This is a genomic window from Janthinobacterium tructae (assembly GCF_006517255.1).
GTDB lineage: Bacteria > Pseudomonadota > Gammaproteobacteria > Burkholderiales > Burkholderiaceae_D > Janthinobacterium > Janthinobacterium tructae.
This window is the reverse complement of record NZ_CP041185.1, coordinates 5,336,535-5,349,277: the sequence shown is the minus strand read 5'-3', so window position 1 is coordinate 5,349,277 and position 12,743 is coordinate 5,336,535. Positions and strand designations below refer to the sequence as shown.

Annotated in this window: 7 protein-coding genes; 4 read left to right on the top strand and 3 right to left on the bottom strand. The window is 63.3% G+C overall.

Features of this window, described 5'->3' with window-relative positions; genetic code table 11:
* Positions 1-26 precede the first annotated feature (26 nt).
* The gene (locus tag FJQ89_RS23520) at positions 27-4,214 is read right to left on the bottom strand and encodes a YhdP family protein (protein WP_168208512.1); all 4,188 of its coding nucleotides are present in this window, start codon (positions 4,212-4,214) and stop codon (positions 27-29) included.
* 237 nt (positions 4,215-4,451) lie between these two features.
* On the opposite strand from FJQ89_RS23520, the gene glnE reads away from it, so the two are divergent.
* The 3 genes from glnE to FJQ89_RS23505 all read left to right on the top strand — a co-directional run bounded on the left by glnE (position 4,452) and on the right by FJQ89_RS23505 (position 8,594).
* Positions 4,452-7,208: a bifunctional [glutamate--ammonia ligase]-adenylyl-L-tyrosine phosphorylase/[glutamate--ammonia-ligase] adenylyltransferase gene (glnE, locus tag FJQ89_RS23515; protein ID WP_141171918.1), complete on the top strand. Its 2,757-nt coding sequence runs from the start codon at positions 4,452-4,454 to the stop codon at positions 7,206-7,208.
* Positions 7,209-7,307: 99 nt separating this feature from the next.
* Positions 7,308-7,784 (top strand): cache domain-containing protein, encoded by a 477-nt coding sequence (locus FJQ89_RS23510; protein ID WP_141171917.1) that lies wholly within the window; start codon positions 7,308-7,310, stop codon positions 7,782-7,784.
* A 27-nt stretch (positions 7,785-7,811) separates the two neighbouring features.
* Complete coding sequence (locus FJQ89_RS23505) at positions 7,812-8,594, top strand: YoaK family protein (RefSeq protein ID WP_141171916.1); 783 nt, start codon at positions 7,812-7,814, stop codon at positions 8,592-8,594.
* A 41-nt stretch (positions 8,595-8,635) separates the two neighbouring features.
* Here the strand turns inward: FJQ89_RS23505 and gap are convergent, their stop codons facing one another.
* Complete coding sequence (gene gap, locus FJQ89_RS23500; RefSeq protein ID WP_071079192.1) at positions 8,636-9,646, bottom strand: type I glyceraldehyde-3-phosphate dehydrogenase; 1,011 nt, start codon at positions 9,644-9,646, stop codon at positions 8,636-8,638.
* A 76-nt stretch (positions 9,647-9,722) separates the two neighbouring features.
* On the bottom strand, positions 9,723-11,720 hold the full coding sequence (gene tkt, locus FJQ89_RS23495) for a transketolase (RefSeq protein ID WP_141171915.1): 1,998 nt from the start codon (positions 11,718-11,720) through the stop codon (positions 9,723-9,725).
* A 186-nt stretch (positions 11,721-11,906) separates the two neighbouring features.
* On the opposite strand from tkt, the gene FJQ89_RS23490 reads away from it, so the two are divergent.
* Positions 11,907-12,632 carry a 16S rRNA (uracil(1498)-N(3))-methyltransferase gene (locus FJQ89_RS23490; RefSeq protein ID WP_141171914.1) on the top strand — a complete coding sequence of 242 codons (726 nt, stop codon included), beginning with the start codon at positions 11,907-11,909 and terminating at the stop codon, positions 12,630-12,632.
* Positions 12,633-12,743: the final 111 nt, after the last annotated feature.

The following is a 12,743-nucleotide window of genomic DNA, read 5'->3' as shown; positions in this document are numbered from 1 at the left end:
ACCTCTTCTCCATTCGAACGCCTCGCCTATTTCGCCACCGCCTCCACGGCCGCGGCGGCAGGCACGGCGACAGGCTCCAATTTACCACCATCGAGCTTGGTCACGACGGGCGACTTCCACGGTCCGGCAATCTGCATGTGATAGGTGAGCGCCTTCATCACGGGGGCACGCAGGAACAATTGCGCCAGGAAACTACCCAGGCCGATGACGGGGTTGACGGCCAGCGCATACACGAGCGGCCCCGTGCCCAGGTTAAATTCGGGGATCACCACCACGTGCAAATTCGTCGTTTCATTGGCGATATCGGCCTTGCCATCCATCAGTACGGTGGCCGCCACGCCGTGCATCTTGAGGTTGTCGGTGCTCACCACGCCGCGCTTGATGCTGGCGTTGGCCGTGATGCCGTCGAAGGCCAGGCCTTCGGAAAACACATCGTGGAAATCGAGTTTCAGCAAACGGGGCAAGGCTTGCAGGCTGAGCACGCCCAACAGCTTGGCCGCGCCCGGATCCTGCTTGAGGAACTGGCCCGACTCCACATTCATCTCGATCTGCCCCGACAGGGTGGGAATGTCGAGCGAATACGGCAAGCCGTTCCAGGCGATGTCGCCGCTCAGGCGCCCCTTGCCGCGACGCACCGTATCGGCAAAGCCGAAGCGGTCGAGCAACTTGCCCGCATCGACGATATCGAGGCCGAAACGCAGGCTGGTCGTGCTTTGACCATCCTTGATGACCCATTTGCCATTGCCGCTCAGCGCACCATCGGGATTCGACAATTGCAGCTTGCCCACGCGCCACTCGCGCCCGCCCGCCGCCATGGTGTTATAGGCCTGCAACTCCAGCCGGCCGATCTTCTTGTTGAACAGTTCAAATTGCTCGGCGATGATATCGAGCGACGGAATCGACTGGGCACCGCTCTTGCCTTCCAGTAAACTCTTCACATCGTTGGCGGCCGATTCCGGAATGATCAGCGACGACAGGCGCGCCGTCATCTTGCCCAGGCCGGACGGCGTTTCCAGCCACGTCACATAGCCCGACACTTGTTTCGCGTCAATATTGGCTTGCCACACATCCTTTTGATGCGTGGCGCCCACCACCACGTTTTCCAGCTTGCGCTCGCCCAGCATCAGTTCGCTGGCGCGCGCCGCCATCATGTCCGGCACCACATATTGCGCGATATCGGGTGCGTCGTCGGCGTTGCCACCGGCATCGGCTGGCGCCGTGGCGTTGCCGGCGATTTCACCGCCGACGGCGATCCAGCTGTCCACGTCCAGGGTTTTCATATTCACGTTGAGCATCATGCCGCTGTCCGGTTCCGGCGCCGGCACGTTCACGCCGATGCCGCCGCGCACCAGGCGCCAGGCATCCTTGCCCTGCTTCTGGCGCTGGTAGCGGGCGGCGATGCCAGAGCCCAGCGCGATGCGGATATCGTCCGTGCGCAGGCCGGCGCCGTTCGCCGCATTGCCCGTCAAGGTGAATTTCACGGGCAGGCTGTCGCCGGCAGGCTTTTTCAGGGGCGCGGGGAAATCCAGGCCCAGGCCCGTCAGCGGCGACTCGACATTGACCACCACCTGGTGGTCGCGCGCCGTGATCAAGCCGCTGTAGCGCGCGCCGCCATTCAAATGCTTCGCCAGCCGCTGCAACACGGGCGCCGGATACGTCTTGCGCAAGCCGTCGATGGTCATGTTGCCGGCAATTTTCACCTGGATGGAATTGTCCGCCTGCGTGCCGCCCGAGATGGCCAGCGGCCCGCCCAGCAGGCTGCCGTTCAAGCCATTCAGGTTGACGCCCTTCTCGTTAAATTCGATCTTGCCCTGCGTGCCCAGCACGGGCGGCATGTCGTGGAACAGCACCACGTCGTTGCCCGCCAGCTGCAAGCTGCCCTGCACGGTCGCCTCGAGCATGCGCTCGATCGGCAAGTGCAATTTGAGGGCCAGCCTGGCGTTGCCCGTCGCCGTCGTTTCGTCCGTGAAATGCTCGATCCAGCCCAGCACGGGACTGGCCGCCACGTACTTGAGGAATTCCTGCATCGGGCCGGCGGCATTGCCCTCGATATCGAGCAAGGTGTCGAACACGGTCAGGTCGGGAATTACGGCTTTGACATTCGTCAGAGCCACGCCGCCCGTGGTGGCCGTGTCGCCGCGGATTTCCATGCGCGCCCGCTCGAAAATAAAGCTGCCCTTGATTTTTTCCGCCTGCGGCCACAACGGCGCCTTGCCCGCCAGCGGTCCGTTTTCCGCCAATTCGCCCGGTGCATAATTGAGGATGCCGTTCTCGAGCTTGCCGGCCACGCGAAAGTCGCCGCGATTGCGCTGGGCGGGCGTATCCCCCTTGAAGGGGAAATGCTCGAGTTCGCCGCGCAGGCGCAGGCTGACATCGCGCGCCACGCCGCCTTCCAGCGCGCCCGTCAGCCAGTGGCGCAGGTGCTCGGGCGTTTGCAGCGGCAGATAGCGGCCGATGGTGTTGATATGGAAATTGTCGATCGTGCCCGTCAAATCGACCTGGCCCAGGTTCTTGCCGTCGAGCGGCATGCGGTGCGTGCCCTGCAAGGCGACGCGCAAGCCTTGCTGATCGAAGTCCAGCTTGTCCAGCCCGACTTGCAGCATATTGCCCGCTTCAAAGGTCCAGCGCGCCTGCATGGCGAATTGTTCGAACGGCAAGGCCGGCTCGCTCAGGTAGGTGGGGAACTGCAACACCAAATCCTGCGCATCGATGGCAATGCTGCCGCCCTTGTCATTGGCGTCGATGCTGCCGGTCAGGTGGTCGAAGCCGGGAATGGCCGGTGCAGCCGCCTGTGCAGGGCTGGTCGCCGTCTTCGCCACGGCCAGGCGCGCCGGCTGCGCATTCAGGCCCAGATCGATGAGCTTGCCGCGCAAACGGTAGCTGGCGGGCGTGGCCATGTCGCCTTCCCATTGCGCTGAAAAATCCTGCAAACGCCCGCGCGGCGCCAGGGCATCGAGACGCTGGCGCTGCTGCTCGCCCAGCGGCAGCTTGTCGGCCAGCGCGGCCAGGGTGTGCAAATCGAGCGACTTGGCCGTGATTTCCGTGCGCGCCGGCTTGCGCTTGGTGGCGGCGACAAAGCGTTCGGACAGGGTCGTGGGCGGCAGGCTGAGGCCATCGCGCGTTTCCACCGCGAAATTCGTCAGCTCGACCTGGTGCCCATTCGCGCCGAAGGTGGGTTTGCCGTCCGGCACCTGCGCCGACAGCTCTTCCTTTGCCGAAATGCGCCCGCTGACCGACAGCAAGTCGAGCGGGGCGATATGCTCGCCCAGTTGCGCCTGCACCTCCGTCAGACCCACATCGGCCGTGAAGCCGGCCAGGCGCGCGTGATCCAGGCTCAGCCAGGCGCGCAGGGCGCCCTTGCCCTGGCTTAATTCAAACGGGTAGTCGAGATAGCGGCGCCAGGCGGCCAGGTCGGCGTTTTTCAGGTCGGCGTACAACTCGCCCTTCCACATCGACACATCCGAGATGCGCGTGCTGAAAGGGGGATGGCTGAAGTGCGCGCGCACATCGATGGGCGCGGCCAGACTGGCAGGCGGGGTGGCCTGCAAGCCCAGCCGGTGGCTGCGCCAGTGGTTGCGCAGCAGCAAGTTAACCTGGCTTAAAGCCAGCTCCGGCGTGCCACGCGCTTCGTCGGTCCAGCGCACCTTGCCGTCGCGAATGATGATCTCATGCTGCGACAGCAGCCAGTCGGCACCCTTGCCGTCGCTGCCTTGCTTGCTGTCGACCAGCACGCCTGCCACATACAGCTTGCCATCCTTGCTGCGCCGTACGTCCAGGTCAGGCCGCGTGATTTCCAGCGTATCGAAGCGCACGGAACCGAGCACGCTCCACCATGACACGGTGGCCGAAACGCTCGGCAGGCTCAGCGCCTGGCGGCCCGTCTTGTCGCGCAGGCTCACGTCGCCGAGGAAGAGATTCGGCCGCACGCCATGCCAGGAGGCATAAATACGCGCGATACTGACAGGGTTGCCCAGCGCGCGGCTGGCCGCCCGCTCGATATCGCCCTTGTAGTAATCGATATTCGGCAGGATGGCGTAGCGCAGGAACAAAAACAGCACGGCGAAGGCGAAATACGCCAGCAGCACCAGTTTGATGGTAAAACCCAACACATGGTGGGTGGCCAGATTGGCCATGCGATAGGCGGCACGCAGCCGCTGCCAGCGCAAGGCCAATGGCACATGTTCTGTCACGCTTGCTTCTGGCGGTTTTTGCATCAATAAGCTAATAAACTGGCCCGGCGTCAAATAATGGCAAAAATCGTCTGCATTCGTGGTGCGCGCCTGCATCCTTGCGCTTGCTTCTGAGCAAAGCCTCCCTTACCATCGTCCGGAAGAGCATGCACTGCCGGCGGCATTCGCGCCAGCGGCACAATTTTACCGCATCCCCCGCCGTTCACAGCCAAGTTAAACAAGAACCATGCACGCAGCATTCACGAGACCCTTACCGACACCATGAGCACACAGCCTTTGATCTCCGCCTCCCGTTTCTACCAGCGCTGGCTGAGCGCCGCCCCCGAGCGCGCCGCGCAGATAACGCAACTGGTGCGCGCGCCGCTCGACGGGCTCGATTTTGCCGCTGCGCTGGCCGAGCAATCGAACGCCGCCACGCCGCCGCTGCCGGCCGAGCGGGCCATGCGCCGCCTGCGCAACCTGCTCGTGTGCGGCCTGATCGAGCGCGATCTTTGCGGCCAGGCCGACTTGAACGAGGTCGTCACGGCGATGACGGGCTTTGCCGATTTCGCCATCCGCACGCATGTGGACGCCATCATGGCCGAGATGGTGGCCTTGCACGGCATGCCCGTCGGCGAGGAATCGGGCGAGGAACAGGCATTGATGGTGCTGGCGATGGGCAAGCAGGGCGGCGGCGAGCTGAATGTCTCGTCGGACATCGACCTGATCTTTGTCTACCCGGAAGATGGCGATACGGTCGCTACTCAGCCGGGCCAGCGCAGCCTGTCGAATCACGAGTTTTTCATTCGCATGGGCAAGAAGCTGATCGCCGCCCTGGCCGAAATCACGCAAGACGGTTTTACTTTCCGTGTGGACATGGCCTTGCGTCCGAACGGTAACTCGGGTCCGCTGGCCGCCAGCCTGGGCATGGTGGAGCAATACCTGATCGTGCAGGGCCGCGAATGGGAGCGCTACGCCTGGGTCAAGGCGCGCGCCGTGACGGGCAAGCCGGAAGATATTGCGTCGCTTGACGCCATCGTGCGCCCGTTTGTCTTCCGCCGCTACCTCGATTTCGGCGTCATCGATGCCATCCGCACCATGCACGGCCAGATCCGCGCCGAGGTCAACCGCCAGGAGCGGCTGCACCCGGACCGCAGCAACAACGTCAAGCTGGGCCGCGGCGGCATCCGCGAAATCGAATTCCTCGCGCAAGTGTTTCAATTGATACGCGGCGGGCGCGATGCGGAACTGCGCGAGCGTTCCACGCGCGCCACCCTGCGCACGGTGGCAGACAAGGGTTTGCTGGAACCGGCCATCGTGGAGCAATTACTCGGCTCCTACACTTTCCTGCGCAACCTCGAACACCGGCTGCAATACCTGGACGATGCGCAAACCCATACCCTGCCCGCCAACGAGGCCGACCGCCTGGTGGTGGCGCAGATGATGGGCTTGCCCGACACGCCTACCCTGCTGGCCCAGCTCGAAGCGCACCGCGTGTTTGTCGCCGGCCAGTTCGACGAGATGTTCAGCGACAAGAGCAGCGGCACGCCGCCGGCCGACACGGGCATCGACCCGCAGACGTCGAACGACTGCGCCGCCTCGGACCAGCAGGAAGCCATCGAGGCGCGCTTCGCCGCGCTGGGTTTCCACGAACCTGCCGCCTGCGCGCGCCGTTTGCTGGCCACATGGCAGGCGCCGCGGCTGCAATCCTTGCCCGAGGCGAGCCGCACGCGCCTGGTGGCCCTCGTCAATTCCGCCCTGCCCCTGATCACCGATTGCTCCGTTTCCAACGGTAACGCCAGCCAGCTGGCCACCCTGGGCCGCCTGCTCGACTTTTTGGAAGCCATCGCGCGCCGCTCGGCCTATTTGTCGCTGCTGACGGAATATCCCCATACGCTAGAGCGCGTCGTGCGCATGGTGTGCGCCAGCGGCTGGGCCGCCACCTTCCTCACGCAACATCCTATCCTGCTCGACGAACTGCTCGATGAACGCATCCGCAACACGGTGCCCGATCCAAATGCGCTGGCACTGGACCTGCAGCGCCAGCTCGACGACGCGCCCGGCGACACGGAGCGGCAGATGGATATCCTGCGCGAAACACACCATGCGCAGCTGTTCCAGTGCCTGGCGCAAGACCTGGCGGGCGACCTGAGCGTGGAAAAGCTGGCCGATTACCTGTCGCAGCTGGCCGACATCATCGTCGCCGCCACCGTGCAAGCCGTGTGGCAAACCTTACCCACGCGCCACCGCGAGGTGCCGAAATTCGCCGTCATCGCATATGGCAAGCTGGGCGGCAAGGAACTGGGCTATGTCTCCGACCTGGACGTCATCTTCCTGTTCGACGACGACGACCAGGAAGCGCCCGGCCTGTATGCCAAGCTGGCGCAGCGCTTCATCACCTGGATGACCTCGCACACCTCGGCCGGCATCCTGTTCGACATCGATATCGCCCTGCGCCCCGATGGCGCCTCGGGCATGCTGGTTTCCAGCGTGCAGGCATTCGAGCGCTACCAGGGCAGCGCGGCCTGGGTGTGGGAGCACCAGGCGCTCACGCGCGCACGCTTCTGCGCCGGCGACGTCGCCATCGGCAAGCACTTCGAACGCATCCGCGACACGATCTTGCGCAAGGAGCGCCCGGAAAACGGCCCGCTCAAGGGTGAAGTGGTGGCCATGCGCAAGAAAATGCTGGACGCCCACCCGCCCCGCCCCGGCAGCTTTGATTTGAAACAAGATCCGGGCGGCATGATCGACATCGAGTTCATGGTGCAATACCTGGTGCTGCAGCACGCGGCGCAGTATCCGCAGCTGACGGCCAACTCGGGCAATATCGCCCTGCTGCGCCTGTGCGGCGAACTGGGACTGATCGACGCGCAGCTGGCCGCCCTGGTGGCCGACGCCTACCGCGCGCTACGCAAGCTGCAGCACCAGTTGCGCCTGCAGGGCCACGACCTGGCCCGGGTGGAACCGGAAAGAGTGCGCGTGCATGCGGACAACGTGATGCGCCTGTGGCACACGATCTTTCCCGCAACGATTGCATAAGCCCGGCGGCGGCGTATGATACGTACAGGCAATTCCACTTCCCAGTAGTGCCGTACAACCGGCCGCGCCGGGGTTGCCTATCATCCCAGGAGACAGCGTATGAAGACGAGTGTAAAAACGGGCATCCAAGCCCTCGTTGCCAGTTTCATCCTCTGCGCCATGCCGGCAGCGGCTTGGGCAGCCCCCAAGGGCAGCGCGGACGAAGCCATCGCCATGACCAAGCGCGCCGTGGCCATGATCAAGGCCGATGGCAAGGAAAAGGCCTTTGCCGCCATTGCCGATCCCGCCAACACCAGCTTCCATGACCGCGACCTGTACATTTATGTGTACGACATGAACGGTGTCACCCTGGCGCACGGCAACAATCCCAAGATGGTCGGCAAGAACCTGATCGACCTGAAGGACAATGAAGGCAAGGCCATCGTCAAGTCGCTGATCACCACGGCCAATACGCCGGCCGGACGCGGCTGGGTAGACTTCAAGTGGCCCAATCCGCTGACCAAGGTGGTCGAGCAAAAATCCGGCTACATCGAACGGGTCGACAATATGATTGTCGGTTCCGGCATCTATAAATAAGCCACGGCAAGAGGAAACCACGCCCGCATGCCGCTCCATTACCTGTCCCGCCTGAGCGGATCGGCACGCGATACGCAAGCCAACCTGCAGCTCGGTTGCGTGCTGGCGCTGGTGGCCGGCGCCGTGAATGCGGGCGGCTTTCTGGCCATCGGCGGCTACACTTCGCACATGACGGGCATCGTTTCCGGCATGGCCGATGACCTGGCGCTGGGCAATATCACGCTGGCCCTGGCCGCGCTGGGCGCCTGGCTGGCCTTTGTCAGCGGTGCGGCTGTGACCGCCATCATGGTGAACTGGGGCAAACGGCGCCGGCTGCACAGCCAGTTTGCCGCCAGCCTGCTGCTGGAAGCGGCCCTGTTATTGCTGTTCGGCCTGACGGGCAATTATCTGGCCACCATGCCCGACGTGCTGGGCCCCGTCACCATCTTGCTGTTGTGCTTTGTCATGGGTTTGCAAAACGCCATCATCACCAAGATTTCGGGCGCCGTCATCCGCACCACGCACGTGACGGGCCTGTCCACCGATATCGGCATCGAACTGGGCAAGATGGCGTATTACAACCGGCGCCACCTGCCGGACCGCATGGTCAAGGTCAACCGCGGCAAGCTGAGAACGCACAGCCTCTTGATCAGCTGCTTTTTCATCGGCGGCGTCAGCGGCGCACTGGCCTTCAAGCACATCGGCTTTCCGGCCGCCACCATCCTGCTCGCCGGCGTGCTGACCCTGCTGTCCGGCGTACCCGTGCTGCGCGACCTGCGCGTGCTGTGGCGCTTCTACCGGCGCCGCTTTTATTCGCACGGCCACGAATAAAAAAACGCCCCGAAGGGCGTTTTTTGCAGGCTAGCCAGGAATTACTTGGCCGACATCAGTGCGACGGTGGTGTCGAGCATGCGGTTCGAGAAACCCCACTCATTGTCGTACCACGACGATACTTTCACCAGACGGCCCGATACCTTGGTCAGGGTCGAATCGAAGTTCGACGAAGCCGGGTTATGGTTGAAGTCGATCGATACCAGCGGTTCGGTCTGGTACGTCAGGATGCCTTCCAGGGCGCCTTCCGATGCGGTTTTCATCAGCGCGTTGACTTCTTCCACCGTGGTGTCGCGCTTGGCGATGAAGGTCAGGTCGACCAGCGAGACGTTGATGGTCGGCACGCGGATGGCGAAGCCGTCCAGCTTGCCATTCAGCTCAGGCAGCACCAGGCCAACGGCGGCAGCAGCGCCCGTCTTGGTCGGGATCATGCTCATGGTGGCCGAACGGGCGCGGCGCAGGTCTTCATGCATCACGTCGGACAGCACCTGGTCGTTGGTGTAGGCGTGCACGGTGGTCATCAGGCCCGTTTCGATGCCGATGGCGTCGTTGAGTGGCTTGACCAGCGGTGCCAGGCAGTTGGTGGTGCACGATGCGTTCGAGATGACGGTGTCGGTCGATTTCAGTACCGAGTGGTTGACGCCGAACACGACGGTCGCATCGACGTCCTTGCCGCCTGGTGCCGAGATGATGACTTTTTTCGCGCCGCCCTTCAAGTGAGCCGAAGCTTTCTCTTTGGTGGTAAAGAAGCCCGTGCACTCCAGCACGACGTCCACGCCCAGCTCGCCCCATGGGATTTCAGCAGGATTGCGCTGTGCAAACACGCGGATCGGATCGCCATTGACGATCATGTTGTCGCCTTCGACGGTAACCGTGCCCGGGAACTTGCCGTGCGCGGTATCGTAGCGGGTCAGGTGGGCGTTCGATTTGGCATCGCCCAGGTCGTTGATGGCAACGATCTGGATGTCCTGTTTCTTGCCGCCTTCATAGAAAGCGCGCAACACATTACGGCCGATGCGGCCGTAGCCATTGATTGCAACTTTGATCGTCATACTCTGCTCCTGATTAAAAAAGAAGGTACATGCACGCCCCTGGCGAGCACATCGCCAGGACCGTTAAAAATCAATATTAGCCAGCGATAACGGCTTTCACCTTGGCGACAACGTTCTCGACCGTGAAACCGAAATGCTTGAACAGCACGCCGGCAGGCGCCGATTCGCCGAACGTGTCGATACCGACCACGGCGCCTTCCAGGCCCACGTATTTGTACCAGAAGCTGGTCACGCCCGCTTCGATGGCCACGCGCGGCACGCCCTTCGTCAACACGCTGGCCTTGTAGGCGGCGTCCTGGCGGTCATACACGTCGGTCGACGGCATCGATACCACGCGCACGTTGATGCCTTCCGAGGCCAGCGCGCTGGCGGCAGCGACAGCCAGTTCCACTTCGGAACCGGTAGCGATCAGGATCGCCTTGGCGTCCGCCACGTCGTTCAGCACATAGCCGCCGCGGTAGATATTTTCAATTTGCTCGCTGGAACGCTCCTGGTACGGCAGGTTCTGGCGCGAGAAGATCAGGGTCGACGGGCCATCCTTGCGGCGCACGGCGGCGCCCCAGGCAGCAGCCGACTCGACGGTGTCGCATGGACGCCAGTTGTCCAGGTTCGGGATCAAACGCATCGACGAGACGTGCTCAACCGATTGGTGCGTCGGGCCGTCTTCGCCCAGGCCGATCGAATCGTGGGTGAACACGAAGATCGAACGCAGTTTCATCAGCGCGGCCATGCGCAGGGCATTGCGGCTGTAGTCGGAGAACGTCAGGAACGTGGCGCCGAACGGGATGTAGCCGCCGTGCAAGGTGATGCCGTTCATGATGGCGCTCATGCCGAATTCGCGCACGCCGTAGTTGATATGGTTGCCAGGCTGGCCCGAACGCACGGCCACGCACTCTTTCCAGTTGGTCAGGTTCGAACCGGTCAGGTCGGCCGAGCCGCCGAGGAATTCCGGCAGCGACGACGCCAGCGCCTGGATGGCGTTCTGGCTGGCCTTGCGGGTGGCGATGTTTTCTTTCTTCTCGACGCAGGAAGCGATGGCGGCGCTCAGGGCCGCTTCGAATGCCTGTGGCAACTCGCCCTGCATGCGGCGGGTCAGTTCAGCGGCTTGTTGCGGGAATTCGCGGCTGTAGGCGGCGAAACGCTCGTTCCAGTCCGCTTCCAGCAGGGCGCCCTGTTGCTTCGCATCCCAGGCTGCGTACACGTCGGCCGGCATCTCGAACGGTGCGGCATCCCAGCCGATGTATTCGCGCACGGCAGCGATTTCTTTGTCGCCCAGCGCGGCGCCGTGGACCTTGTCGCCGCCTTGCAGGTTCGGCGAACCCTTGCCGATGATGGTCTTGCAGCAGATCAGGGTTGGTTTGCTGGCGGTCTTGGCGGCGGCGATGGCGGCAGCCACGGCGGCAACGTCATGCCCGTCGACGGCGCGGATGACGTTCCAGCCGTACGCTTCGAAGCGGGCCGGGGTGTCGTCCGTGAACCAGCCTTCGACTTTGCCATCGATGGAAATGCCGTTGTCGTCGTACAGGGCGATCAGCTTGTTCAAGCCCAGGGTGCCGGCCAGCGCGCACACTTCGTGCGAAATACCTTCCATCAGGCAACCGTCGCCGACGAAGGCGTAGGTGTAGTGGTTGACGATGTCGTGGCCAGGCTTGTTGAATTCAGCAGCCAGCAATTGCTCCGACAGGGCCATGCCGACCGCGTTGGCGATGCCCTGGCCCAGCGGGCCGGTGGTCGTTTCCACTCCTGGCGTGACATCGACTTCCGGGTGGCCCGGGGTTTTCGAATGCATCTGGCGGAAGGCCTTGATGTCATCCATCGACAGGTCGTAGCCCGTCAGGTGCAGCAGCGCATAGTGCAGCATGGAGCCGTGGCCGTTCGACAACAGGAAACGGTCGCGATTCTGCCATTTTGGATTCGCTGGATTGTGGCGGTAGTGACCACTCCACAGGGCAACTGCGATCTCGGCCATGCCCATCGGCATGCCTGGATGGCCGGAGTTGGCCTTTTGTACAGCGTCCATTGCCAGTGCGCGGATCGCATTGGCCATTTTGGTAGTCGGGAGCGTAGTTGTCATGATGGTGTGGGTCAGTCGCGAGTTTGGGATTCGTTTGCAACAGCGCGGACAGGGAAGCCGGCTGCTTTCTGTAGTCAACTATTTTACCAGACTGGGGGGCTGCAAATTAGAATTGCGGCGTACTGGCCCGCCAAATGGCTATACTTTGACGTCTTTCCACCCCACTTACCCCCGTTGAGGATTTGCATGCCGCGTTTTTTCTGCCCCCAGCCGCTCGTCGCCGGCGCCACCGTCTCCCTGCCGGAGGCAGTCGCCCACCATATCCAGGTCGTGCGCCTGGCGCCGGGCGACGTCATCACCCTGTTCAATGGCGAAGGCGGCGAAGTGCAAGCCAGCCTGGTGGCGGTCGCCAAGCGCAGCGTGACGGCGGAAATCCAGGCGCACGTGGCGCGCGAAGCGGAACTGCCGTATGCCGTGACCCTGGCGCAGGCGCTGCCGGAAGCATCGAAAATGGACTGGATCATCGAAAAAGCCATCGAACTGGGCGCGGCCGGCATCGTGCCGCTGGCGGCGCAGCGCTGCGTGGTGCGCCTGTCCAGCGAGCGGGCCGAGAAGAAGCTCGCGCACTGGCAAGGCATCATCGTCTCCGCCTCGGAACAATGCGGACGCAACCGCCTGGCGCAGCTGGCGCCCTTGCAAGACTTCAATAGCTGGAGCAGCCAGCAAGATTTGCATAAGCGCATCATCCTGACGCCGCGCGCGCAGCAGTCGCTGGCAGACTGGGCGCGCCACCAGCCGCCGCAAGCGATTACGGTGATGGTGGGACCGGAAGGCGGATTTTCGGAAGCGGAAGAAAAAGCGGCCCTGGCCGCCGGCGCCATCGGCCTGTCCATGGGGCCGCGCATCCTGCGCACCGAGACGGCGGGCCTGACGGCGCTGGCCACCCTGGGCGCCTTGTGGGACGGTATGTAAATAGCATAAAAAAAACGCAGTACGGTTTCCCGCACTGCGCCAGTGACGCGACATCGTAGCGATGTCACGCCAGATCAGTGGACGGCCCTTGCCGGCGCCGTCCAGGCTGTC

Coding starts and splice junctions, on each gene's coding strand:
- FJQ89_RS23520 (WP_168208512.1), bottom strand. CDS start 4,214: ATGCAAAAACCGCCAGAAGCAAGCGTGACAGAACATGTGCCATTGGCC.
- glnE (WP_141171918.1), top strand. CDS start 4,452: ATGAGCACACAGCCTTTGATCTCCGCCTCCCGTTTCTACCAGCGCTGG.
- FJQ89_RS23510 (WP_141171917.1), top strand. CDS start 7,308: ATGAAGACGAGTGTAAAAACGGGCATCCAAGCCCTCGTTGCCAGTTTC.
- FJQ89_RS23505 (WP_141171916.1), top strand. CDS start 7,812: ATGCCGCTCCATTACCTGTCCCGCCTGAGCGGATCGGCACGCGATACG.
- gap (WP_071079192.1), bottom strand. CDS start 9,646: ATGACGATCAAAGTTGCAATCAATGGCTACGGCCGCATCGGCCGTAAT.
- tkt (WP_141171915.1), bottom strand. CDS start 11,720: ATGACAACTACGCTCCCGACTACCAAAATGGCCAATGCGATCCGCGCA.
- FJQ89_RS23490 (WP_141171914.1), top strand. CDS start 11,907: ATGCCGCGTTTTTTCTGCCCCCAGCCGCTCGTCGCCGGCGCCACCGTC.